The following is a 25,570-nucleotide window of genomic DNA, read 5'->3' as shown; positions in this document are numbered from 1 at the left end:
TTAGCTTTCAGCTTTTAGTAAAATGCAGCGAAGACTATATAATGTTCTTCGCTGCATTTTACTAAAAGCTGGAAGCTAATGGCTAAAAGCTAGTAATTATATTTCTCTTTCCACAAATTCTTCAAATACTTCCTCAGTTCCTCTTCCCGTGGGTTATTCCCGGGTTCATAAAATTTCATGCCCTTAATCGCATCCGGCAAAAACTCCTGTACCACAAAATTATTTTCATAACTATGTGCATAAGCATAGCCTTCACCATATCCCATATTCTTCATCATTTTCGTAGGGGCGTTCCTGATATGCATCGGCACTGGCAAATCGCCGGTTTGTGCCACTACCGATTGCGCCGCACTAATAGACGCTACTGCCGCATTACTTTTAGCAGAAGCCGCCAGGTAGGTAACACACTGCGATAAAATAATTCTCGACTCCGGGAAACCGATGAGGTTTACGGCCTGGAAACAGCTGGTAGCCAGCAATAGCGCATTCGGATTGGCATTACCAATATCTTCCGACGCCAGGATCACTAACCGGCGGGCGATGAATTTTACATCTTCTCCGCCATCAATCATCCTGGCGAGATAATATAATGCAGCGTTAGGATCACTGCCACGAATAGATTTAATAAATGCGGAAATGATATCATAGTGTTGTTCTCCGCTTTTATCGTAAATGGCTACACGCTGTTGCGCAATATCCATTACTTTCCGATCGGTTATCACGATGGGATCTTCTTGTAAGGTGGTAACTACCAGTTCAAAGAGGTTCAGCAATTTGCGGGCGTCTCCCCCGGAAATATTAAACAGGGCGCTGGTTTCTTTTAATTCAATGTGCTTGCTGCGCAGCCATTCATCGCGCTCCATGGCTTGCTGCAGCAGAGTCATTAACTGTTCTTGTCCCAACGGCTTCAGCACATATACCTGGCTGCGGGAAAGTACCGCCGCATTCACTTCAAAAGAAGGATTCTCCGTGGTGGCGCCAATAAGGGTGATAATTCCTTTTTCCACGGCGCCTAACAATGCATCCTGCTGGGCTTTATTGAAACGGTGAATTTCATCGATGAACAGTACTGCATGCCGCTGTTTTTTCGCCATTTCAATTACTTCCCTGACTTCTTTCACACCGGCAGAAATGGCGCTCAGGGTGTAAAATGGCACCTGCAGCGTGTGGGCAATAATATTGGCGATGGTAGTTTTACCAACGCCGGGAGGCCCCCACAGGATCATGGAGGGAATCATCCCTTGTGTAATGGCTTTCCTTAAAATACTATCCTTGCCGGTAAGGTGTTCCTGCCCCACCAGTTCATCTAATGTTACTGGCCGTAACCGCTCTGCTAATGGCTGCATACTACACTGTTTGTTTAATGGTTAACTGCCTGGGTTAATAAGCGGAATTTTTTTGTTATCGTCGGGATGATTAATCTGCTTCATTTTATAGGCCATAATATCCTTAATGGACCTGGCGCGGGTGATGGCCAGACCTGCCTTTTCGCCCTTAAACAACTCGTTCACGGTAGCTTCAAACAAGGCCACCCAACGGTCGAAGTGAGCGGATTCCAACGGGATCAGTTTATTGATCCTGAAATGAGGCGCCATGGTATGGCCGCGGTAATTGTTACCATCCAGCAGCAGGCTTTCCCAGAAATCATACATGGTAGGCAGATGCTTACCCCAGTCTACTTTGGCAATGTCGTTAAAAATATATCCAATGCGGTCGTCCGCTTTTACTTTATCATAAAAGGTATCAACCAGCAATATGATGTCTTGTCTGTTGGTTATTTCCTTCTTTTCCATAACCGTTGTTTTTATTATTCTCCCAGGTGATCATCGTGTTGTTGCCGTTCCTGCCATTTACGCAGTATACCGAACGACAACACCGCATTGATGATCAGGATAAGACCTGGTATCAGGCAAAACACACCGGCCACCTGTATGGCCATTGGTGTGATGGCCTTTTGTTCTTCCGGTGTTGGCAACATTGCCCGTACATCGTTGATAATATTACCGGGTAAGCTGATCAATGTTATTCCAACAACGATCATCAGGGAAGAAAAGAGCACTTCAATAACTCCCATAATGCGAATACCTCCAGGGGTATTCTCCTTCAGTGGTACTTCCGGTAGTAACATGCTACGCTGCAGATATAAGGATAAAACGCTATGAATAAAGCAAGCACCCCAAAATAAAAGGCTCATTAAAAACATAGTACTGATACCCTGGAACAAAATAACAGAAAGGCCTGTGAACACAAAAAAACCAGAAATCATCAACGATAGCGACGTAGTGATCCTGTACAATTTAAACCTGAAATCCATCTATCTCCTAATTTTCGTAATACAAACCTACCTAATTATTTAGAGATTATCTGATTTGATCCTGCCAGCCACGACTGTAACGATTGCCGTTTATAAAAAACCTTTATAGCAACTTCCGCCCTTTTCCATAACTTTAAATACTAAACCTGTTTTATATATGAAGAAAACCAATGCGGTAAAACTACCGTTGCTGGCTGCCATGGTTACTTTTGCAGCCTGCAATTCCGGCAGCTCCTCACACCAGGGAGAAACAGCAGACACGGTAAAGGTGCCGGCATTCAACCTTGCCGACCTCGACACCACCCACAAAGCCTGCGATGATTTCGACAATTATGCAAATGGCAACTGGAAGAAAAACAACCCTATTCCATCCACAGAAAGTCGCTGGGGAGCATTCAACATCCTCGATAAAGAAAACAAAGAAGTTCGCCTGAAAGGTATTATTGCGGATATTACCAGCAAAAAAGACCTAAAAAAAGGTACCGAAGAGCAACAAATCGCAGATTACTACACCTCTTTCCTGGATACCGCTACTATCGAACAACGCGGCATCACACCATTACAACCTTATCTCGATAAAATTAATGCCATCAAAACCCTGGCTGACTGGGCCAGTGTAACCGGTGAGCTGCAAAAAATCGGCGTATCCAGCTTCACTGGATTTGGTGCAGATGCAGATGCGAAAAATAGTAAAATGAACATCCTGTACCAGGGACAAGGTGGCTTGAGCCTCGGTGAAAAAAGCTACTACGAAAGACAGGATTCCGCTACCAAAAATGTACGCGATGAATTTGTTGCACACGTAGACAAAATGTTTAAGCTGGCCGGCTTTACGGAAGCTACTCCTGGTAAAACCATCCTGGAATTCGAAACCAAACTGGCTAACATGCAGCTCTCTAATGTAGAACTGCGCGACCCGGTTAAAACCTACAACAGAGCAGCATTCGCTGAACTGAAAAAACTGGCGCCGGATTTCGACTGGGATAATTTTGCCGCTAAACAGGATATCAAAGCAGATACGATTGTACTGCAAAACAAAGAATACCTGACCAAAGCAGGCAACCAACTGAGAATTACACCCATTGAAACACTGAAAACGTATACCAAATGGCAATTGCTGACCCAGTTTGCCGGGTATTTACCTGCTGCTATTGATGCAGAAAATTTCCATTTCTATGGTACGGTAATGACAGGCAAAAAAGCACAGAAAACCCGTGCGGAACGCGCTATCCGCTCTACCGACGGCAAAATGGGCATGCCACTGGGTAAACTGTTTGCCAAGAAATATTTCCCAGAAAGCAGCAAACAGAAAGTATCTGAAATGATTGAAAACGTGCGCAAAGTTTATGGCGAAAGAATCGATAAACTCACCTGGATGGGCGATTCTACCAAAGTGATGGCACGTAAAAAATTAGCTTCCTTTACTTACAAGATCGGGTATCCTGATAAATGGAAAGATTATTCTTCTATCAATATCGACAAAGGCAAACTGCTGGAGAACGTAATAGCAGCCAGCTTATATGAGCACAAAGAAAATATTGATAAAATAGGTAAGCCGGTAGATAAAAGCGAGTGGGGTATGACACCTCAAACTGTGAATGCTTACTACAACCCGTTAAACAACGAAGTAGTATTCCCTGCTGGTATCCTCCAGCCTCCTTTCTACAATCCTAATGCAGACGATGCTATCAACTATGGCGGTATCATCGCGGTAATTGGCCACGAATTTACCCATGGCTTCGATGATCAGGGCTCTCAGTTTGATGCAGAAGGCAACCTGAAAAACTGGTGGACTGCTGCAGACCGCGCTAATTTCGATAAGCTCACTAAAAGTTATATTGACTACTTCAGCTCCCTGGAAGCCTTACCTGGCTTCAAAGTAAATGGTGCACTGACCATTGGCGAAAACGTAGCCGACCTTGGTGGTTTAACCCTGGCTTATCATGCACTGGTGAAATCTTTCGAAGGTAAAGGAGAACCTAAGCCTATTGATGGATTTACCTGGCAGCAACGCTTCTTCCTGGGCTGGGCACAGGTATGGCATGGTAATATTACAGATGCAGCTCTCCGCAACCAGATTCAAACAGATCCACACTCTCCGGCAAGATTCCGCATCAACGGACCATTACCCCACCTGGCTGAATTCCAGGCTGCATGGGGCTGTGGAGCCGATAGCAAAATGGTATTGCCAGCAGATAAACGCGTAGTGATCTGGTAATAACGTTTTCTCACGATATCATTACGGATTTGTAAGAAGAGCTTCTTCCTGCAAATCCGTAATTTTTTTTATCAATACCTTCGTAAAAAAAATAGCATGAAATATATATTCGTAATTGGTAGCGCATTATTCCTGTTTGCCTGTGCACAACAAAATAAACCCGCTGAAAATACTACCATGCCGGCTACGCCCGCCGCTGCTACAGAAAAACTGACCGCAGATGCCAATGGTAAATTACCGGATCCGGTATGCGAAATGCCTTATGATACCAGCTATAAAGAGTGGACAGTATATAAAGGAGATACCCTTCATTTCTGTTCTCCTACCTGCAAAGGGGTATTTGAAAAAGCGCCGGAAAAATATATGGCCAAACTGGGCAAATAAATGCATGCCTAAAAAAACCGTCCGGGTAAAAACCCGGACGGTATTGGGTTCAGTTTATGAATCTATTGATAAAAAATACTGGAATTATTAACAGAGGTGAAAGTTACCGGGTGAAGAAGAGCCATGCGCATGGTATTGTGTTTCCGCTGCAGGTGATAATGGGTTCCGTGTAGTAAAAATAGCCACCATATATTACCTCATGGTTAAGGAAATATTACCGGGATGTTAATTGATAAAACATTGGCGGAGGGGCTAACAATAATAAGGTTTCGGAGAACAGGATATCGGTACAGGGCTGAAAAGCAAGCCGGAAGTATATATCTCCCGAAAAACAGGAAAAAAAATTACCACATATTTTGAGAAGGCGATTGCCGGTTATTATTCATCAGCATATCCAGGGAAATGTCCAGCTGATAATTACGCTCTTCTTTTTTATCAGGAGTAGCGCAGGCCAACTGAAACAAATGCTGACTCTTGTTCATAAAAGGCTTATTATCTTTGTTACATAACTCCAGCGAAAAATTAAACCTTTCTTCTACTTCTTCCTCAAACTCACGCAGGCTCAGTGTTTCATCGATAGGAAATTCTACCAGCACTTCTTCTTCAAAACCCGCTTCTTTCAAGGTATCAAAAGTATTAGCCAGAGAGTTACGCACATATACTGCCACATTGCAAAAGAGCAAACGCTGTATTTGCATTTGCAATAGGGAGATCGTCATTAAAGGATGCAACTTCAATACTTTCATCTAGCTTTTTTTCTGCTTTTTAAATGCTCACTATAGACACACTTAATTATTTCTCTGGCAAACTTAGTAGTCTACTTTTAATTTAATATTAAGCGGTTGTTATGATTTTGTGAAAATAATATTTGAATATAAATATATAATAAATATATAAATATAAAGACAATTACCGGTGTATGGTACCGTTATTACGGAAAAATGCCGCATTGCCACTGCAAAGTAACAGGCGCTGGAAGTAATCCGACAGCATCAGGATCCGGGGAAAGTAATAATGCGGGTAGGATCCCAGTCGTTAGCGGTATCCTCCTCATCTTCTGCCAGTACAATTTTGGATTTGGTAACCGGGTGTTGGTACAGGGTCCATTGTTGGTTGGTATATTCAAGAGAAGTGAGACTTTCTACCCAGTCTCCGGAATTCAGATAGGTCACGGTTTTATCGCCTACCTGCATGTCTTTAATCAGGGGTTGGTGAATATGCCCGCAGCAAACTACATCAAAGCCTTTATCTACGGCTATTTCAGCTACTGTTTGTTCAAAATCGGAAATAAATTTAACGGCAGATTTTACGCCCTGTTTCACTTTTTTGGAAAACGACATCTTTTCCCGGCCCATACTTTCCAGGGCATGATTAACTAACCGATTCAGGATAATCAGCAGGTCGTACCCCTTCCCTCCCAGTTTAGCCAGCCATTTGGAGTTTTTCATGGTCACATCGTACACATCGCCATGAAAGAACCAGTGCTTTTTTCCATTTACTTCCAATACCAGCTTGTTATCAATGGTAAAGTTGCCCAACTCGAAGCCGGCATACTTGCGGAGGGCTTCATCGTGGTTACCGGTCAGATAGTATACGTCGGTACCTTTTCCGATCATCTTCAGGATTTTCCGGATTACTTTGGTATGGGCTTTAGGGAAATAGCGTTTGCTGAACTGCCAGATATCGATAATATCCCCATTCAGTACCAGTATGCGCGGATCAATGCTATCAAGGTACTGGATCAGTTCTTTAGCGTGACAACCGTATATCCCAAGGTGTACATCTGAGATTACGGCTATATCTAATGGGCGTTTGTCTGACATCTATAGGTGGTATGTGCAGGTTGTAGGCAGCCTGTTTATGAGTATAATTTTCAATACAAAGGAAAAATCACTATATTACTTTTATATTAATCCAGTGTTAAGGAATTATTAATTCGCGTTTTTTGCTGGTAGGAACAGGTCGAGAAAGCTATTTTTGCGGCAAATTATAAACTCAAACGTATGGGAGGCTTCAATTCTTTTGTAAAACTATTCATGCCGAAAGACCGGGTATTTTATTCTTTGTTTGAAGATGTGGCTTCCAATCTGGTAGAAATGGCAACCGTGCTCAATGAGCTGGTAGCGACTACTGATCTGGCTGTGAGAAAAGATAAAGTGCATCTGATAGAACGCCTGGAGCACAAAAATGACGATTACACCCACCGCATATTTGTAGAACTCGGACAAAACTTCATCACCCCATTTGACCGGGAAGATATCCACTACCTGGCTGCTACGCTGGACGATGTAGCTGACTACATCCACGGTTCCGCCAAAAGAATGGACCTGTACAAAGTACATTACATCAATGAAAGCGTTCGCAAGCTGGCCGAATTAATCCACCTTGGCGTGCTGGAACTGGCAAAAGCCATCCCCGAATTGCGCAATATGCAGAATATGCGCATCATTACTGATGCCTGCGTAAAAATCAACAGCCTGGAAAACCATGCTGATGATATTTATGATATGGCCATCGCCGATTTGTTCGACACAGAACAAAATGCGGCAGAACTGATTAAAATGCGTGAAATCTACCAGGCCCTGGAAATCGCTACTGACAAGTGCGAGGACTGCGCCAATGTAATAGAAACCATTATTATCAAGTACTCCTGATAAGGGAAATACAGTTCTGAACGCATAATTCTCCCTAAGTCATGACATTATTAGTAATAATTATCATACTGGCATTCATATTTGACTATATCAATGGTTTTCATGATGCCGCCAATTCTATCGCCACAATTGTGTCGACCAAGGTGCTGACACCTTTCCAGGCAGTACTTTGGGCCGCAGTATTCAACTTTGCGGCTTTTTTTATTGCCAAATACATTATTGGTGAGTTCAAGGTAGCCAACTCCGTAGCCAACTCTGTGTTTGAACAATTTATTACACTGAAAGTAATTTTTAGTGGCCTCGTGGCTGCTATTACCTGGAACCTGTTCACCTGGTGGCTGGGTATTCCTTCCAGTTCGTCGCATACACTGATTGGTGGCTTCATTGGCGCCGCAGTTACAGCTTCTGGTGGCAGCATCGACGTGATCAACTTCCACAAAGTATTGCCTACCGTATATTTCATTGTACTGGCACCGCTGATAGGTATGTTTGTGGCGTTTGTCATTACACTCATCATCGTTAATGTTTGCCGCAAAGCCAATCCCTATCGGGCAGAAAGCTGGTTCAAGCGCCTGCAGCTGGCATCTTCCGCTGCATTGAGCCTTGGACATGGTAGTAACGATGCCCAGAAAGTAATGGGTATCATCTCTGCTGCCATGGTATCTGCCGGGTATATCCAGAATATTAAGGCCATGCCAGACTGGGTACCATTGGCCTGCTTTACCTGTATCGCCCTAGGTACCATGAGTGGTGGCTGGAAAATTGTTAAAACCATGGGTACCCGTATCACCAAAGTAACCCCACTGGAAGGGGTAGCTGCGGAAACATCCGGTGCCATTACGCTTTTCATCACTGAACATATGGGAATCCCTGCCAGTACCACACACGTGATCACCGGCGCTATTATGGGGGTAGGTGCTACTAAAAGATTATCCGCTGTTCGTTGGGGGGTGACCGTTTCCCTCCTCTGGGCATGGGTATTAACCATCCCGATCAGTGGATTGCTGGCCGCTTTCACTTATTTTATCGTGAATCTGTTTATATAATAAGCATACGGCATAAAGCTAAAAGCAAAAAGCTATTAAAGCGAATGACCAGAGCGGATGAGTAATTTATACCCGCCCTGGTCATTCGCTTTAATAGCTTTTTGCTTTTAGCTTTATGCTTTATGCTTTTACAAAAAAAGCCGCTATTTTTGTGCGGCCATATTGGAGTAACCATCAAAAATTGATCTTGCAAATGAAAGGAATTATCCTGGCCGGTGGATCCGGCACCCGATTACACCCCATTACTTATGCTATCAGCAAACAAATAATGCCGGTGTATGATAAACCAATGATCTATTACCCACTGTCTACATTGATGCTGGCGGGAATAAAGGATATTCTGATCATTTCCACACCACATGACCTTCCCGCTTTTCAACGCCTTTTTGGTAACGGAGCACAATTCGGTCTGAATCTCAGCTACGCAGAACAACCTAATCCTAACGGACTGGCACAGGCATTTGTTATCGGAGAAGAATTTATTGGCAAGGATAGCGTGGCCCTGGTACTGGGCGACAACATCTTCTACGGCGCAGGTCTGGGAACCCAACTCTCCCACAATGCTAACCCGGAAGGCGGTATCGTATATGCTTACCAGGTATCTGATCCCGAAAGATATGGTGTGGTAGAATTCGGAGATGATATGAAAGTACTATCTATCGAAGAAAAACCGCAGCAGCCAAAATCCAACTATGCGGTACCTGGTCTCTATTTCTACGATAACTCGGTAGTGGAAATTGCAAAAAATCTGCAACCCAGTCCCCGCGGCGAATATGAAATTACAGACGTCAATAAAGAATATTTAAAGCGCGGGAAATTAAAAGTTTCTATCTTACCCCGCGGTACAGCGTGGCTCGATACCGGTACCTTTGATTCACTGATGCAGGCATCACACTTTGTACAAGTGATTGAACAACGGCAAGGAATAAAAATCGCCTGCATCGAGGAAATTGCCTACCGTAAAGGATTTATTAATGCCGACCAGCTGAAAGAACTGGCCAAACCGTTGATCAAAAGTGGCTATGGAACTTATCTCCAATCGCTGCTCATTCAAAAAATACTTTAAAATAACTAATAAAGTAAATCTGAAATATCATGAAGGTTCTTGTTACGGGTGGATGTGGCTATATTGGCTCACATACTATAGTAGATCTGATCAATAATGGATTTGATGTAGTGTCTGTTGACAGTAACATCAGGAGCACCACCCAATTATTAGATGGTATAGAAAAAATTACCGGGAAAAAGGTACGCAATTACAAAGTAGATCTTTGTAACCTGGAAGATACCAATGCCGTATTTCATGAAAACAGGGATATCATAGGTGTTATCCACTTTGCGGCACTGAAAGCAGTGGGAGAATCTGTTTCAGAACCCCTGATGTATTTTCAGAATAACCTGACTTCCCTTATCAACGTACTGAAATGTGTAAAGGAGTATAATATCCCCAACCTGGTATTCTCCTCCTCCTGCTCCGTATACGGCAATACCAAAGAATTACCCGTGGTGGAAACAACACCTATCGGAGAAGCACAATCACCTTATGCACGTACCAAACAGATGGGGGAACAAATCATTGAAGATTATAGCCGGGTAAACGATACACAGTCTATCCTTCTGCGCTACTTCAACCCGGTTGGTGCTCACCCTTCTGCTCTCATCGGCGAACTGCCACTGGGCAAACCAGATAACCTGGTGCCCGTGATTACGCAAACGGCTATCGGAAAAATTCCTAAACTGACCGTTTTTGGCACTGATTACGACACCCGTGATGGCTCCTGTGTACGCGACTATATTCACGTTATGGATATCGCCAATGCACATACGAAAGCCTTACAATACCTGTTGGAACACCGTAATGAAAGCAACTGCGAGATCTTCAACCTGGGTACCGGCAACGGCGTTACAGTATTGGAAGCCATTAAAGCATTTGAGAAAATATCCGGCATTAAGCTGAACTATACCACCGGCCCACGCCGCGAAGGTGATGTGATTTCTATTTATGCCAATAATACCAAAGCCAAAGAAAAACTCCAGTGGTTACCTGAAATTGGTATAGAAGATAGTATGCGTACTGCCTGGCAGTGGGAGGTAAGTCTCCGTAATAAAGTGCTGAGTAACTAGGATCCTCTCTTTTTAATGTTTACTTTTATACTTCAATTTTAAAAAGACCATAATGGTAAAAGATATTCAACCGCTAAATGAAAAAGAAACCCGTGGAGGGTTTGGTGAAGGAATATTGGAGGTAGGTCGCAAGAACCCCAATGTAGTGGCACTAACAGCCGACCTGCTCGGCTCCATGAAACTGAACGCATTCATTAAGGAATTCCCGGACCGTTTTGTACAGGTAGGTATTGCTGAAGCAAATATGATCGGCATTGCTGCCGGTTTAACCATTGGTGGTAAAATCCCATATACCACTACATTCGCCAACTTCTCTACCGGTAGGGTATACGACCAGATCCGTCAGTCAGTAGCGTATTCCAATAAAAACGTAAAAATATGTGCTTCCCACGCAGGTCTTACCCTGGGTGAAGATGGTGCTACCCACCAGATCCTGGAAGATATTGGCATGATGAAAATGTTGCCTGGCATGACTGTAATCGTACCTTGCGATTTCAATCAAACCAAAGCAGCTACCATCGCTATTGCAGATTATGAAGGCCCGGTATATCTCCGTTTCGGTCGCCCGAAATGGCCTAATTTCACACCGGAAGATCAAAAGTTTGAAATAGGTAAAGCACAAATCCTGCACGAAGGAACAGATATTACCCTCTTTGCCTGCGGCCACCTCGTATGGATCGCCGTAGAAGCAGGTAAAATACTGGAAGAGAAAGGCTATAGCGTGGAAATTATCAACATCCACACCATTAAGCCACTGGATGAAGCCGCCGTAATTGCCTCCCTCACAAAAACAGGTTGCGCAGTAACTGCCGAAGAACACAACGTACTCGGTGGCCTGGGCGACAGCATTGCCCAGGTAGCTTCCCGTCACATTCCCGTTCCTATTGAATATGTAGGTACTAACGATACTTTCGGCGAAAGCGGTAAACCATTAGACCTGCTGAAAAAATATGGCCTGGATGCAGACCATATCGTAGCGGCAGCCGAAAAGGCAATGGCCAGAAAGCAAAAAGCATAAAGCGGAAAGCATAAAGCTATTAAAGCGAATGACCAGAGCGGGTATTTGAAATTACTCATTCGCTCTGGTCATTCGCTTTAATAGCTTTATGCTTTCCGCTTTATGCTTTCTGCTCCTTCCATTAAACTTTAGAACCATCCCTCCGTCTTATGAACAGGTTTTTATTTAAATTCATCTAATTAAAACCTGTCAAGAACCATTTAACCTATGGCCGTTTCACAGGACGATAAAACATTATTGGCATTATACCGCGCAGCTGATACCAAAGAGAAAGGGTTTACCCTTATTATCGAAAAGTATCAGGAAAGACTCTACTGGCACATCCGCAGAATGGTCATGGATCATGACGATGCCAACGATGTGCTGCAGAATGTATTCATTAAAGTGTGGAAAAACCTGGAAAATTTCCGGGAGGATGCGCAATTGTATACCTGGCTATATAAGATAGCCACCAATGAAAGTCTTACTTTCCTGGAACAACAAAAACGTAAAACATCCATTTCCCTATCTGAAGTGGAAACCGGTTTAAGCAATAAGCTCAGGGCAGATCCCCAGTTTGACGCCAATAAGCTGGAATGGAAACTCCAACGAGCCATCCTTAGTTTACCCGATAAACAAAGGATTGTCTTTAACCTCCGCTACTATGATGAAATGCCCTATGAGGAAATGAGCAAAGTGCTGGAAACCTCTGAAGGTGCCTTAAAAGCCTCTTACCATCATGCGGTAAAAAAGATAGAAGAATTCATCCGTAAAGGATCTGATATTTAACCTACAAATATATATTTTAAGCGATTTTTAAAGAATCTTAGGAAAAGATTAAAATCGCATTAAACTATTAAATCCCTTCACTGTCTAAAAAACAGTATATGAACAAGCAGACCGACATAGCGAGTGAATTAATGCAAATAGCGCCAGATGCCAACTGGCCTGCTGACGTACCTTTTACGGTACCGGCCGGCTACTTTGATCAACTGCCAGCTGCTATCCTGCTGCAAATTCAGCTGGAGACCCTACGTGACACCCCTCTTGTTCAACAAAGCCCAACCATTCCTTCCGGCTATTTTAACGAATTGCCATCAGCCATTATGCAACGAATCAAGGCGGAAGAAGCACCTGGCGTTCAATCAGAACTGGAAGTACTTTCTCCTTTCCTCGCTGCAATGCCCAGACAGTTTCCCTTGACCGTGCCCGAAGGTTATTTTGAATCCCTTCAAGTCAACCACCAACTGCCAGCCGCACCAATGCGGGTAGCACACCGGAACAAGGTAAGTACCTGGATAAAATGGACAGTAGCCGCGTGCCTCACTACCCTAATAGGCAGCAGCGCCATCCTCTTTATTACCAGTAACCATACCGACAGGGGAAGGATAGTAGAGAAAAAACTGGAAGCCTTCGACGACCAGGATATTGTTGAATACCTGCAAACCCACACTGATCCTTTTGATAATGATGCTATTTTTGCATCCTCCGTTTCTGTGGAAGCGGCCCCTGTGCAAAATCAGCTAGATGAAGCTGTCCCAGTGGAAGCCATTGAGAAATACCTGCAACAAACAGATTTATCAAAGGAAGTGTTACCTGAAAAGAAATGATGAAACGTTTTAGCTTTATATGGATTGTAATGTTTGTCCTGCTCTATCCTTACGGTGTGAGTAGTGCACAACAGCTCCCATCCGAGGACCCCGCCGAAAAAATTAAAGCCATACAGATAGAATATCTGTCTAAAAAATTAGACCTCACACCGGAAGAAGCACAAAAATTCTTACCCGTATATCATAATTATACACATGAAGTAGAACAACTCATCGCTGAACGTCATCAGAAAAAAGATCTCGATAAGTTGTCTACCGATAACGCCGACGATGCCGCCCGTAGAAATATGGACAAGGAATTGAGTTACGAAAAAAGAATGCTGGACATTCGATCCCGCTATAGTACAGAGTTTCAGCGGGTATTACCTGGAAGAAAGGCAGGCATGGTGTTTAAAACAGAAAGAGAATTCCGGAATATCATGATCAATCATGTGAATAGACAACGAATGAACAGGATGGGGCAAGGTGGCGCCCCCCGGAGAAGACCATTTTAGCTTTTAGCAGTTAGCTATTAGTACTCGCTAATGACTAACAGCTAACTGCTAAAAGCTAACTGCTACTTATAGTGCGCCCTTACTTCACTTACTAACCCTTTTTCATTTAATACCATCATCTCCGCACTCAGCAAATTATTTACACTCTTATAGTACAGCACTACTGAATTTACCCCTTCCAGTATATGATACAACTCGAAATGTAATTCAGGATATGCTACCAATGCTCTACTGAAATAGGCCCGCAGATTCTCCTTTCCCCGGATACATCCATTAGGATCGTTATTGATCTTCTTAATAAAAGGAGAATAAAAAACGATGTGCTCATCATAATGAGATAATACAGCTTCGAGATCGTGTGCATTCCACGCCCGCACCCAGGCTTCACCAAAGTTGGTCAGATTTTCCATGACTTTTTTTCTGCAATGTAGCGTATTACCACATGCAGCTATTTGCTGAAAAGATCACTTTCCATTTTACGCCATTGCAAGGGCGTTAATTTGAAACACCGCCTGAACTGCCGGTAAAAGTGGGGAATATCTTCAAATCCAACGCTGTAGGCAATCTCAGGGATAGATTGCCCGGTGGTTCTCAAGAGGAAACCTGCCATTTGTAATCGCTTCGTCCATATCCATTCCATCGGACTGCAATGATAAAGATGGCGGAAACGACGCTTCAAGGTAGCCGTACTCATATGTCCCATGACCGCCATTTCCTCCAACAGCCGCACTTCCGGCAAATGAATACTCAGCTTTTCCATCACGTCCGGCAAAGGATACTTCACCGCCCTGGCCAGCATAGCGCTAACACCGGCATCCTTATTAATCAAATGAAGTGTATGGGAAATTATTTCATGATAATCCGGCCCTGTATATCCCTCCGCAAAATGAGGTAACAACCATTGGGCAAAATTCTGCCATTGGCCATCAGCCCGCAAGGTGGTGAGCGCCTTGGAACAGGCCGCCGGCTGCCGCCCCCTGGACTTCAACTCTGACAGGATCATTTCATCCCGTATCACCAGGTTAATGCTCCTATACTGCTGTTGTGGCCGCAGTATCTCCGAACAAAGCAGCGTTCCTGCCGGAATCAGCAAGGCATCTCCTGCACGCAGGAAATGTACCTGTTTGCCATCATACATTCTTTTTTCTCCCTGTAATACCAGGTTTAGTATGGTATGCGGTACATATAACTCATGTGCGGCCTGTTCACGGTAAAGGCTATACGAAGCCCAGTGATGGCCTTCCTGTTGCCATGTTTTAATGGCATACTGCCCCGTAAGCGTCAGATTATCAAACAGGGTATACATGGTGGTTAGTTAGTGAACTTGGTAAAAGGTTCTTTGGTATCGTGGTAGAAAAGGAATGTCCATCCTTCCTGTTTGCCACGCTCCAGGAACTCCTGCCGTAACTCCATACTGCGCTTGCCATCATAGTCATATTTGGCAGCAAAACGACTTTTCATCTGGGATATCTGCGGTGCCACATCTCCTCCAAAAAATACCTTATCTTCTCCATCATCTACCAAAAACACCTGGTGGTAAGGACAGTGGCCTCCTGTTACTTCATAATGAATATAGTCATCAATAGCACCATTGCCGCTGGTAAACACTACGTTATCACGCTGCTGCAATAAAATAATATCTTCGGCGAGATATGATTTACCGGAATGCTCCAGTGCATACAACATCTCCTCATTATTTACATAATACGTAGCTCCGGGAAACGTAAGCGTACGCTCCTTTGTAATAGGATCCTCCGCAGATACACCGCCGGAGTGATCTTTATGTAAATGACTCATCAACACCTTGGTAATCTCCATAGGATTAATTCCATGATCAATCAAATGCTGATGGATCTGCAATACTCCATCCGGATTGCGGAAACCCAAACCAGTGTCAAATAAAATATAATCGCGGTCTGTAATCACCAGGAATGGTTGTATTTCAACCAGCAGGGAACCGTGCGGGCGATCCTGCATGCTATCTGTTTCCCGGTTGAAAGGAAGAAACTTCTTGGTCCCGTCTACGGTAAATGACCCTTCGGATAATGGAATAATTCTCGCCATAATGCAAAGATAGCGGAAAGCAGAAAGCGGAAAGCAAAAAGCTATTGAGGCGATTGATTAAAGCGGATATTATACTCGCTTAGATCAATCGCCTCAATAGCTTTTTGCTTTCCGCTTTCCGCTTTCCGCTATCTCAACACCATCTGCCGGTCGGCATCCAGGCGAAGCAGGATAAATATCATCATTGTGAAGGTCATGAGAGAGGATCCTCCATAACTCACCAGTGGCAATGGAATCCCAATAACAGGCGCCAAACCAATGGTCATCGCAATATTAATGGCAAGGTGGAAAAAGATGATACTGGCCACCCCATAGGCATAGACTCGCGTAAAGGTCGATCGCTGTCGCTCAGCCACAAAAATGATCCGGAAGAGCAGCGCCACATAAATCGCCAGGAAAATCACGCTGCCGAAGAACCCAAAGTCTTCTCCTATGGTACAAAAGATAAAGTCAGTACTTTGTTCAGGTACGAAGTCGTAACGGGTTTGTGTCCCTTTAAGATACCCCTTTCCCCAGAAACCGCCGGATCCAATGGCAATCATACTCTGCCGGGTATTGTAAGTGGCCTTCGGGTCATTTTCCTTGCCCAGCATTACTTCAATACGACGCACCTGGTAATCTTTCAATACTTTGGTAAACACAAACGGCACCACAAACATGACGAAGAGTCCGCAGAAAGCATATACGCCTAAAATCAGCACTAGTCTCGCTCGCTTTCGTTTTATTTCGCGCCGGCTGAAATAGATGACCAGCGCTGTGATGACCGTAAATATGCCAAATAGTATATTTCGTTCTACCAGCAATGCCGATAATACCAACACAATACCGGAAAAAGCAATCACCAGTAATACGCCAGGTAAGCCTTCGCGATACATCACCAGGAAGAAAGAGAAATATACCAGTGCCAACCCTGTTTCATCCTGTAAGATGATAATACCTGCCGGGATGAGAGCGATGGCAGCAGCAATTAACCGCGATCGCAGCTTGTTAAAATCAGTTTCCTGTGATGACAAATATTTGGCTAAAGCAAGATTCGTACATAGCTTGGTGAGTTCCGCCGGCTGAAACTGGAATCCCCCAATCACCAGCCAGGAATGCGACCCCTTTACATCTTTACCGATGCCCAGCACCAACAGCAACAGCAGCAACCCTCCCGCATACGCCAGGTTTGCCGTGGCCGTAAAAAACTTACTGTCGGTAAGCCAGATAATCGCCGCCAGGACCAACGATATTCCCAACCATATTAACTGGCGTGAATAGTTCTTTCCGGGATGCAGAATATCCTGCCATATATTATCGTCCCCCCGGTATTCCGCAGCAAAAATGGACATAATGCCGATGATCACCAATGCGAGGTACAGGCCAACTATTGGCCAGTCTATCCCTTGTGTCAGTTTGGCTTGCGAGCGGTTCATTATAAATTTTTCGGTTTATTCGATGATTGGGTTAAGGTTTTTTCTTTTTGATGACAGCATTACTATTCAATGAGTCCAGGTGTGATTTGGCCAGCATCGCCGCATCTATCGTTACTGTTTCCATTACACTCTTCAGCAACGGCTGACGCTTGGTAGAAATACTATCTTTCAGGTATTTCTCCATCATCAAACTGGCAATAGGCGCCGCATACTTGGCACCGAAACCGGAGTTTTCCACTACCACGGCAATGGCTATACGCGCATGCTCTGCTGGTGCAAAGGCCACGAACATCGCATGGTTCTTCAGTTTGGTTCTCACCCCATTTACAATACCATAGTTTTCTGCAGTACCGGTTTTACCACCAATGGTAATCCCTTCAATCTGCGCAATACGGCCGGTACCGCTTTCCACCACGTCTGTCATACCATGGATTACCGCACTATACGCCGTATCGGAGATCTGGGCTCCCTGGTGCTTTTGTTTGTATTTATCCAGCAAATGAGTATTATCATTATCAATACTGGCCACGAAGTGCGGAATATAGTAGGAGCCCCTGTTAGCCACAATACACATGGCGTTGGCCATCTGGAGCGGTGTTAACAGCAGCTCACCTTGTCCGATACCCAGGAACACGGAAGTACAGGAGTTCCAGCTCCCTTTGTAACGGGCATCGTAATATTTTTTGTCGGGTACCAGTCCACGTCCTTCACTGGGGATATCCACACCTGTTTTATGTCCGAAGCCAAAGTTGTTCATATAATCGGCCCACTTCTGCATACCACCCACTTTGATGCCGCCAAATTTGCCGGCATCCACACTCAGGCGATATACATGCGAGAAGTACGAGTTACAGGAGTGGGAGAGTGCCAGTCGCAGGTTGGCAGCGTGCCCGGCATCATGGTGCTCACACTTGATAGGGCGCGAACAGCCATAATAGGCACCTCCGCAAGGATAACCAAAACTCGGCGTAATTACTCCTTCATCCAGTCCTACCAGTGCGATCATCGGTTTAAACGTAGAGCCTGGCGGGTAAGTTGCCTGGATAGCACGGTTAAAGAGCGGTTTAGTGGTATCAGTATAAAGCTTGCTGAAGTTGGCGCTTCTGTAAGGTCCTGTAAGCAGGTTAGGGTCAAAGCTTGGACCACTCACCATGGCCAGGATACCGCCTGTTTGCGGATCTATGGCCACAATACTACCTGATTTACCCTTCATGAGCTTTTCTCCGAGTACCTGTAATTCAATGTCCAGCGACAGGCGCAGGTTTTTACCTGCAATTGCGGCGCTATCGAATTCCCCGTTTTCATAAGAGCCCTGGGGCCTGTTAAGGTTATCTTTGATCAGGTATTGAATACCGCGTTGCCCCATCAACACGGACTCATAGGTTTTCTCCAGTCCTGTAAAGCCCAGGTAATCGCCGGAGTTATAAGAGCCGTAGTTGGCGGTATCTTTCAACATCGCCGGAGAAATTTCAGCGATATATCCAAGGATGTTGGCAGCTGCTGCGTAAGGATAGGAGCGGATTTGCCGGGGTACCAGTTCAAAGCCGGGTGAAAACAGGTACATACTCTCCTGCAGTTGACCGAATACTTCAGGTGCCAGCAGGGGAGCAAAAACGGATTGTCTTACCCGGCCATTTTTGATGATGGCAGTAAGAATACGTTTTCTGAATTCTTCCTTATCTATATTTAAGATATTACAGAGATAGGCGGTGTCAATATTTTTTACGCTGGCAGGAGTGACCACAAGGTCATATAGCACATCATTACCGAGGATGCTACGGTTCTGCCGGTCATAGATAATCCCTCTGCTGGGATATATTACCTTACGCAGTACAGCGTTGGCATCCGCCAGCTTGGCGTACTTCTTCTCCACAATTTGCAGAAAGAATAACCGGGTGATGATCAGAACTACCATCCCCAGTATAATCATCTGTATTACTCTCTTCCTGGGCTGATTAAATACTGACAAGGACGGACATATTTTAGTTCAAAAATAAATCGGGCTGCTGCTTTGAGCTGAAAGCATAAAGCTAAAAGCACAAAGTTATTGTGTTTTATTGTTAGCAGATAGCTTTAGACTAATACTCAATGATCTTCTTTCTATTCTCCGCTTATATCTACGCGAAAATAGCTTTTTGCTTTCTGCTTTTTGCTTTCTGCTATCCTGGCTAATGTTACTTCCTCGAAAAGAACAGCAGTTCATACAGTACAATCAGGAAAAGACTGGCTAATGTTGAAAAAACAATCTTCATTAAGAGGTACAATATATTGCCTGCTCCGAACACTTCCAGAGAAAAAAACAAGGCGTGATGCAACAACACCAGGATGGCGGCGTAGATAAGAAATTGAGACACGCCCATGCTGGTCATGGACGGTGTTTTCTGGGTGGTTTCAAATCCGCCCTGTGGCGATAGGATATTTATAATAAACGGGCGTAGATAAGCAATGAATACGCAGGCTGCAGCATGCATACCGGGTGTATTCATAAACATATCCAGGGAAAGCCCCATCAACAGTCCCATGAGCATAAGCATGGGGCGTGGCAGGTTAAAGGGCAGTGCCAGAATAAAAAGCATGTAAAGATATGGACTCACCAGCTGGTGCAGCAATATTTCATTGAGCACAAACACCTGTATCAACAGCAGGAGTATGAAGCGGATTATATTTCTTAACAGTATACTCATTTAATCAACTTATACGTTGAGTCTTCCAATCGTTGTTGTTCGTCTTTCAGCAGGTTTTCTATCACGTACACATATTGCAGGTTAAAGAAATTGGTAGCCAATTTCAAACGGATAGTAAACGAGGTGCTGGCTTTATCGCCTATGGCAATGCTTTCTACATAACCGATAGGAATATTTTCGGGAAACAGGGCAGAGAAGCCACTGGTCACTACGGTATCGCCTTTATGGATTTTTGCACTTTTCGGTACATCTTTCAACAGGGCATAGCCGGCATCTTCACCGTCCCAGTGTACAGAACCCATTTCTTTTCCTTGTCCCAGGCGGGCGCTGATGGATACAGAGTTGGATTTAGACAGCATGGATAGTACCACGGCGTAGTTATCGCTTACACTTCTTACCACACCCACCACGCCACTGCTGCTGATGACACCCATATTAGGCCGGATTCCCTGCAGGCTGCCGCGGTGAATAGTAATGTAGTTAACAGGCTTATTAATAGAGTTGTTGATCACTTTGGCGGAGAAGTACTCGTAGCGGCGGATTTGTGTACCGATTACCTTGTGTGCAGTGTCATCGCTATATTGACGCACGGTATCCACTTTTATTCCGTTGGTGGTAATCATGCTGTCGTAACTGGATCTGAGGGCATTATGCAGTCGCATGTTTTCGTTCACCAGGCTATCGTTGGTCGATTTCAGGTGAAAGTAATACTGCACATTATTATACTTGTCATATAATTTGCCACTGATGTCGTTGGCGGAGCTGAGGTAGGCAGTGCGCTGAAAATTGTTATGCTGGAACACCAGTACCAGACAAATCACTTCCAGCAGCACAAATAAGAAGAAGTTAAAGTATCGCCTAAAGAAAATGATTAAATTTCGCACAAGCGCGCACTGGTTTTGAGATTTAGACGTTTACGGATTTTTCAATGGTGTTAACGGCATCTTCCAATCCGTAAACGTCAAAATAGTTTTATTGCATCAGGAACGGATACTTACCAACATGCTTTAACGCAATACCAGTACCTCTTACCACGGCGCGTAACGGATCGTCTGCTACATGCACCGGCAGTTTGATTTTTTGGGTAAGACGTTTATCCAGTCCGCGCAGTAAGGCACCGCCGCCGGTCAGGTATAAACCTCTGCGGTAAATATCTGATGCCAGCTCCGGAGGCGTTGTTTCCAGCGCTTTCAGGATGGCTTCTTCGATCTTAAAGATAGATTTATCAAGGGCTTCCGCAATTTCCTGGTAAGATACCATGATTTGCTTGGGGATACCGGTTACCAGATCTCGTCCGTTAACAGGAATATCATCTGGTGGGTTATCCAGTTCTTTCAGGGCAGATCCGATATGTATTTTAATCTGTTCTGCGGTTCTTTCACCGATCAGCAAGCTATGATAGCGGCGCAGTGCTTCCATGATATCGGCGGTGAATTCATCACCCGCGATACGGATACTCTGGTCACAAACAATACCTGCCAGGGCAATCACTGAAATACCGGTGGTACCACCGCCTATGTCAATGATCATGTTTCCTACCGGTTCTTCCACATCGATACCAATACCCAGGGCAGCTGCCATTGGTTCGTGGATCAGATATACCTCTTTGGCGCCTGCCTGCTCTGCAGAGTCACGTACCGCTCTCTTTTCCACTTCCGTAATACTGGAAGGAATGCAGATTACCATACGCCAGCTGGGTGCAAACAGTGGTTTTTTGGGGTAAATCATTTTTATGAGTTCCCTGATCATTCCCTCAGCGGCATTAAAATCCGCTATCACGCCATCTTTCAGGGGACGTATAGTACGAAGATATTCGTGTGTTTTTTCGTGCATCATCATGGCCTTTTTTCCAACAGCCACAATTTTGCCACTAGCCCGTTCTATCGCTACAATGGAAGGCTCGTCCACTACCACCTGGTCATTATGAATTATCAGCGTGTTCGCTGTACCAAGATCAATCGCGATTTCCTGCGTTAAAAAATTAAAAAATCCCATTGTTGATACGGTCAAAAATTAGAATGCAAAAATGAATAATTCCAACGAATATACGATGCAAAAAATGGATATTCTTGCAATAATACAGCTAAATATTAAAAAAAGTTATTTGTTGTGCAAACGGCATAGTAACAGCTCTCTTTATGCTCCGACCAGATGAACGGGATTAACCCGTTTTAATTGTTCCTACTGCCTAAAATTACGCCTTTACAAGTCCCGCTTTTCAAATGTCCTGTACCAGTCCTCCCTACTGTAGCTTAGCAACAGCTTTTAGCTTTTAGTGGTTAGCTATTAGGACACTGGCGGTTAATTACTCGCCTAAATCCCTAATAGCTAACAGCTAATAGCTAAAAGCTACACAAATTCGTACCCTATATCCCGGCGATATCCTTTCCCATCAAATGCAATCTGCTCCGCTGTTTGTACAGAATGAGCCAGTGCCATGGACAGGTTGGCGGCCAGTGAAGTAATGGCCAGTACCCGGCCTCCGTTGGTCAGCACCTCGTTGCCTTCCTGCCGGGTACCGGCATGAAACACAATCTGGTCGCGGCCCGGAGCCGGAATACCTTTAATTACTTTATTCTTTTCATACGCTTCCGGATAACCAGCCGACACCAGCATAACGGTAGCGGCCGCACGCTCATCGGCGTAAATTGTTTGTTCATTCAGTTTTCCAGCTGATACAGCATTGAACAACTCCAGTAAATCATTCTTTAAACGCGGCATCACTACCTCCGTTTCCGGATCCCCCATGCGACAGTTATACTCAATTACAAACGGCTCCCCTCCTACATTAATCAGGCCAAAAAAGACGAAACCATGGTATACAATTCCTTCTTTGGACAAGCCTTCAATAGTAGGCCGGATCACCTTATCTTCCACCTTCTTCATGAAAGCAGCATCCGCAAATGGTACCGGAGATACGGCTCCCATACCACCTGTATTCAGGCCTTTGTCGCCCTCACCAATACGTTTGTAGTCTTTTGCTTCCGGTAATATTTTATAAGAATGCCCGTCAGTAATGGCAAACACTGATAATTCGATTCCTGTGAGGAATTCCTCGATCACCACTGTTTTGCTCGCCTCTCCGAATTTGGCAGACTTAATCATCTGCTGAAACTCTTCTGCTGCCTCTTCATAAGAAGTGGTGATCACTACGCCTTTACCAGCAGCCAGGCCATCAGCCTTCAGTACAATTGGTAAGGAGTGCTGTTGAATATAAGCCAGCCCTTCTTCATAATTCTGGGCATTAAACTCGCGATAGCCGGCAGTAGGGATCTTATGCCGCTCCATGAAAAGTTTCGCATACGCCTTACTACCCTCCAACTGGGCACCTTCCTGTGAAGGTCCCATTACCGGGATATGCTGCAGGGCAGGGTCTTTCTTGAAAAAATCGTAGATCCCGTTTACCAGGGCTTCTTCAGATCCCGGCATCACCAAATCAATAGCGTTGTCCAGGCAAAAGGACTTTATCTTCTCAAATTCACTCACGCCCATGTTTACGTTCTGACCACATTGAGCAGTTCCGGCGTTACCCGGCGCAATAAACAGTTGACCGCAAAGCGGGCTTTGTGACATTTTAAGGGCCAGTGCGTGTTCCCGACCACCACTTCCAAGTAATAGTATGTTCATATGAGTTGCCTAATAAATGCAGATGCGAAAGAAAATGCAAAGAAAGATCAAAAAAGCGCAAAAAATGAGCATTTATACCATTTTTTTACGCGAATAACTGATTTTATTTAACTTGCCATATTTAAAGGTTCTCGAAATCTAAACAACTATTGCTAAAACTAACCAATTTATGATGCAAACTGCTGTTGCACAAGAGTCCCCTATTGCCTCGGAAAAAGGTCACCCTAAAGGGCTCTCAGTATTATTTGCCACGGAGATGTGGGAACGGTTTAATTTTTATGGTATGCGGGCGTTATTAACGCTCTTCCTGGTAAATGCATTGGCTTTCTCTGAAAAACAATCTTCCATTATGTATGGAGGATTCCTCGGTTTATGTTACCTGACCCCAATGCTCGGCGGGTATATCTCCGATAGGTACCTTGGAAACAGGAACTGTATTATATTAGGAGGTTTTACAATGGGTGTGGGTCAATTGCTGATGGTATTAAGCGGCGTGCTGTATGCTACCAACGTTGACACCGCTAAATTAATCGTGTGGCTGGCCCTTTTTGTGATTATCATCGGTAACGGCTTTTTCAAACCCAACATTTCTTCTATGGTGGGTCAGCTGTATCCTAAAAATGATAGCCGCCTCGATTCTGCCTTTACTATCTTTTATATGGGTATCAACATGGGCGCCTTCCTGGGTATGTCCATTTGCCCTATCCTGGGCGACGTGAAAATTGAAGCTACCGGCGTAAGAATTGTAAGCGCCTTCAAATGGGGCTTCCTCGCCGCCAGTATCGCTATGTTCCTGGGTACCATCCTCTTTTACTTCCTGAAAGACAAATACGTAGTAACGCCCAGCGGCCAGGCAATTGGTGGTAAACCAAACTTCTCCAAAACCGCCGGCACTACCGCTACGGGTGAAGCAGACAAAGCTAAATTCACCAGCGGCGCTATTGCCAGCGTAGTGGTTTTACTGTTCGCCCTTTTCGCAGGTATCCACTACTTGTCGCTCTCCGACGACCACGATGTGATCAAAGAATGGGTTTACCCTTTTATCTACGCATCCGGTATCAGCCTCGCAGTATTAATCCTGACCGATAAATCTATTACCAAAGTAGAAAGACAAAGAATTACGGTGATCTATTTCGTAGCCTTCTTTGTGATCTTCTTCTGGGCTTGTTTTGAACAGGCTGGTTCTTCCCTCACCTTCATCGCAGACTATCAGACAGATCGCCGCCTCTTTGGATGGGATATGCCACCAAGCCTCGTACAAAACGCCAACTCTATCTTTATCATCGTATTTGCACTGCCTTTCAGCTGGTTATGGGTGAAACTGCAAAAGCGCAATATGGAACCTATTTCCCCGGTTAAACAGTCATTAGGACTTGCTTTACTGGCCTTTGGTTTCTTAATTATCGCCTGGCAAATGAAGAGCCTGGGTGCCAACGAAAAACTGGGTGTAAGCTGGTTAATCCTGATGTACCTGTTCCATACCCTGGGTGAATTGTGCTTGTCGCCTATTGGGTTATCACTCGTAGCTAAACTGGCGCCTCATCGTTTCTCTTCGCTGCTGATGGGAGTTTGGTTCCTGGCTAATGCCGCTGGTTACGCGCTGGCCGGTACACTCGGTGCTTTGCTGCCGCCTACTATGGACAAATACGAACTGGCTACCAAAAACGGTATTGACCTGAAAGGCATCCTGGATGGTACTATTACCGCTACCGCTCAACAACTGGATAAATTAAAAGACCTTAAACTGGATCCGCATTACCCTACCTTTGCAGGCTTTACTATTCACAACCTCTATGAGTTCTTCATGGTATTTGTGATCCTGCCAGGAGCGGCTGCCGTATTGCTTTTCCTGTCTTCCGGCTTCCTGAAAAAATGGATGAATGGTGTTCGGTAAGCAGAAGGCATAAAGTATAAAGCAAAAAGCTATTGAGGCGAATGA

At 44.6% G+C, this 25,570-nt stretch carries 25 protein-coding genes; 11 read left to right on the top strand and 14 right to left on the bottom strand.

Translation table 11 applies throughout. The features are described from left to right. Positions 1–89 precede the first annotated feature (89 nt). From J7623_RS11815 to J7623_RS11805, 3 genes are read right to left on the bottom strand one after another with little or no spacing between them, the layout of a single operon-like run. The gene (locus tag J7623_RS11815) at positions 90–1,346 is read right to left on the bottom strand and encodes a replication-associated recombination protein A (protein ID WP_291920447.1); all 1,257 of its coding nucleotides are present in this window, start codon (positions 1,344–1,346) and stop codon (positions 90–92) included. A 21-nt stretch (positions 1,347–1,367) separates the two neighbouring features. Then, positions 1,368–1,793 (bottom strand): group III truncated hemoglobin, encoded by a 426-nt coding sequence (locus J7623_RS11810; protein WP_291920445.1) that lies wholly within the window; start codon positions 1,791–1,793, stop codon positions 1,368–1,370. Between the two features lie 14 nt (positions 1,794–1,807). Then, positions 1,808–2,128: a hypothetical protein gene (locus J7623_RS11805; protein WP_291920443.1), complete on the bottom strand. Its 321-nt coding sequence runs from the start codon at positions 2,126–2,128 to the stop codon at positions 1,808–1,810. 343 nt (positions 2,129–2,471) lie between these two features. Here J7623_RS11805 and J7623_RS11800 point away from each other — a divergent pair, with 343 nt between their 5' ends. Both J7623_RS11800 and J7623_RS11795 read left to right on the top strand, forming a co-directional pair. Continuing rightward, positions 2,472–4,532: a M13 family metallopeptidase gene (locus J7623_RS11800; protein WP_291920441.1), complete on the top strand. Its 2,061-nt coding sequence runs from the start codon at positions 2,472–2,474 to the stop codon at positions 4,530–4,532. A 96-nt stretch (positions 4,533–4,628) separates the two neighbouring features. Further along, a complete protein-coding gene (locus tag J7623_RS11795) occupies positions 4,629–4,916 on the top strand; it encodes a YHS domain-containing protein (protein WP_291920439.1) in 288 nt (95 codons plus the stop codon). A 344-nt stretch (positions 4,917–5,260) separates the two neighbouring features. Here J7623_RS11795 and J7623_RS11790 read toward each other — a convergent pair whose 3' ends face one another. Beyond that, positions 5,261–5,662: a hypothetical protein gene (locus J7623_RS11790; RefSeq protein WP_291920437.1), complete on the bottom strand. Its 402-nt coding sequence runs from the start codon at positions 5,660–5,662 to the stop codon at positions 5,261–5,263. A 246-nt stretch (positions 5,663–5,908) separates the two neighbouring features. Then, a complete protein-coding gene (locus J7623_RS11785) occupies positions 5,909–6,739 on the bottom strand; it encodes a UDP-2,3-diacylglucosamine diphosphatase (RefSeq protein WP_291920435.1) in 831 nt (276 codons plus the stop codon). 180 nt (positions 6,740–6,919) lie between these two features. Between J7623_RS11785 and J7623_RS11780 the strand changes: the two genes are divergently transcribed. The 8 genes from J7623_RS11780 (at position 6,920) to J7623_RS11745 (ending at position 13,841) form a co-directional block, all read left to right on the top strand. Next, positions 6,920–7,570, top strand: coding sequence for a DUF47 family protein (locus J7623_RS11780; RefSeq protein ID WP_291920433.1), 651 nt, complete (start codon positions 6,920–6,922; stop codon positions 7,568–7,570). Positions 7,571–7,611: 41 nt separating this feature from the next. Continuing rightward, a complete protein-coding gene (locus J7623_RS11775) occupies positions 7,612–8,616 on the top strand; it encodes an inorganic phosphate transporter (RefSeq protein WP_291920431.1) in 1,005 nt (334 codons plus the stop codon). 193 nt (positions 8,617–8,809) lie between these two features. Then, positions 8,810–9,682 carry a glucose-1-phosphate thymidylyltransferase RfbA gene (gene rfbA, locus J7623_RS11770; protein ID WP_291920429.1) on the top strand — a complete coding sequence of 291 codons (873 nt, stop codon included), beginning with the start codon at positions 8,810–8,812 and terminating at the stop codon, positions 9,680–9,682. A gap of 29 nt (positions 9,683–9,711) precedes the next feature. Beyond that, the gene (gene galE / locus J7623_RS11765) at positions 9,712–10,740 is read left to right on the top strand and encodes a UDP-glucose 4-epimerase GalE (RefSeq protein WP_291920427.1); all 1,029 of its coding nucleotides are present in this window, start codon (positions 9,712–9,714) and stop codon (positions 10,738–10,740) included. A gap of 52 nt (positions 10,741–10,792) precedes the next feature. Then, positions 10,793–11,758, top strand: coding sequence for a transketolase family protein (locus J7623_RS11760; RefSeq protein ID WP_291920425.1), 966 nt, complete (start codon positions 10,793–10,795; stop codon positions 11,756–11,758). Between the two features lie 207 nt (positions 11,759–11,965). Further along, entirely contained in the window at positions 11,966–12,526 is a 561-nt protein-coding gene (locus J7623_RS11755; RefSeq protein WP_291920423.1) for a sigma-70 family RNA polymerase sigma factor, read from the top strand. Positions 12,527–12,624: 98 nt separating this feature from the next. Continuing rightward, positions 12,625–13,347, top strand: coding sequence for a hypothetical protein (locus J7623_RS11750; protein ID WP_291920421.1), 723 nt, complete (start codon positions 12,625–12,627; stop codon positions 13,345–13,347). Beyond that, positions 13,344–13,841, top strand: a complete 498-nt coding sequence (locus tag J7623_RS11745; protein WP_291920420.1) for a hypothetical protein — start codon at positions 13,344–13,346, stop codon at positions 13,839–13,841. Before J7623_RS11750 ends, J7623_RS11745 begins: the two co-directional genes overlap by 4 nt. A 62-nt stretch (positions 13,842–13,903) precedes the next feature. Here J7623_RS11745 and J7623_RS11740 read toward each other — a convergent pair whose 3' ends face one another. From J7623_RS11740 to purD, 9 genes are all read right to left on the bottom strand, one after another. Beyond that, on the bottom strand, positions 13,904–14,251 hold the full coding sequence (locus tag J7623_RS11740; protein ID WP_291920418.1) for a nuclear transport factor 2 family protein: 348 nt from the start codon (positions 14,249–14,251) through the stop codon (positions 13,904–13,906). A 38-nt stretch (positions 14,252–14,289) separates the two neighbouring features. Beyond that, a complete protein-coding gene (locus J7623_RS11735; RefSeq protein WP_291920416.1) occupies positions 14,290–15,147 on the bottom strand; it encodes an AraC family transcriptional regulator in 858 nt (285 codons plus the stop codon). Positions 15,148–15,152: 5 nt separating this feature from the next. After that, on the bottom strand, positions 15,153–15,905 hold the full coding sequence (locus tag J7623_RS11730) for an MBL fold metallo-hydrolase (RefSeq protein ID WP_291920415.1): 753 nt from the start codon (positions 15,903–15,905) through the stop codon (positions 15,153–15,155). Positions 15,906–16,033: 128 nt separating this feature from the next. Then, positions 16,034–17,320, bottom strand: coding sequence for a rod shape-determining protein RodA (gene rodA, locus J7623_RS11725; protein WP_291920413.1), 1,287 nt, complete (start codon positions 17,318–17,320; stop codon positions 16,034–16,036). Between the two features lie 31 nt (positions 17,321–17,351). Further along, positions 17,352–19,289 (bottom strand): penicillin-binding protein 2, encoded by a 1,938-nt coding sequence (gene mrdA / locus J7623_RS11720; protein WP_291920411.1) that lies wholly within the window; start codon positions 19,287–19,289, stop codon positions 17,352–17,354. Between the two features lie 205 nt (positions 19,290–19,494). Then, positions 19,495–20,004 (bottom strand): rod shape-determining protein MreD, encoded by a 510-nt coding sequence (mreD, locus tag J7623_RS11715; protein WP_291920410.1) that lies wholly within the window; start codon positions 20,002–20,004, stop codon positions 19,495–19,497. Next, positions 20,001–20,888 (bottom strand): rod shape-determining protein MreC, encoded by an 888-nt coding sequence (gene mreC, locus J7623_RS11710; RefSeq protein WP_291920408.1) that lies wholly within the window; start codon positions 20,886–20,888, stop codon positions 20,001–20,003. The genes mreD and mreC overlap by 4 nt, the downstream gene beginning before the upstream one ends. Positions 20,889–20,976: 88 nt before the next feature. Next, on the bottom strand, positions 20,977–21,999 hold the full coding sequence (locus J7623_RS11705; protein ID WP_106527013.1) for a rod shape-determining protein: 1,023 nt from the start codon (positions 21,997–21,999) through the stop codon (positions 20,977–20,979). Between the two features lie 354 nt (positions 22,000–22,353). Then, the gene (gene purD, locus J7623_RS11700) at positions 22,354–23,631 is read right to left on the bottom strand and encodes a phosphoribosylamine--glycine ligase (protein ID WP_291920404.1); all 1,278 of its coding nucleotides are present in this window, start codon (positions 23,629–23,631) and stop codon (positions 22,354–22,356) included. 169 nt (positions 23,632–23,800) lie between these two features. Here purD and J7623_RS11695 point away from each other — a divergent pair, with 169 nt between their 5' ends. Beyond that, the gene (locus J7623_RS11695; RefSeq protein WP_291920402.1) at positions 23,801–25,525 is read left to right on the top strand and encodes a peptide MFS transporter; all 1,725 of its coding nucleotides are present in this window, start codon (positions 23,801–23,803) and stop codon (positions 25,523–25,525) included. Positions 25,526–25,570: the final 45 nt, after the last annotated feature.

The sequence above is a fragment of the Chitinophaga sp. genome, from assembly GCF_017745275.1.
GTDB lineage: Bacteria > Bacteroidota > Bacteroidia > Chitinophagales > Chitinophagaceae > Chitinophaga.
The sequence above is the reverse complement of the archived record's forward strand: the minus strand, read 5'-3'. Positions and strand labels throughout refer to the sequence as shown.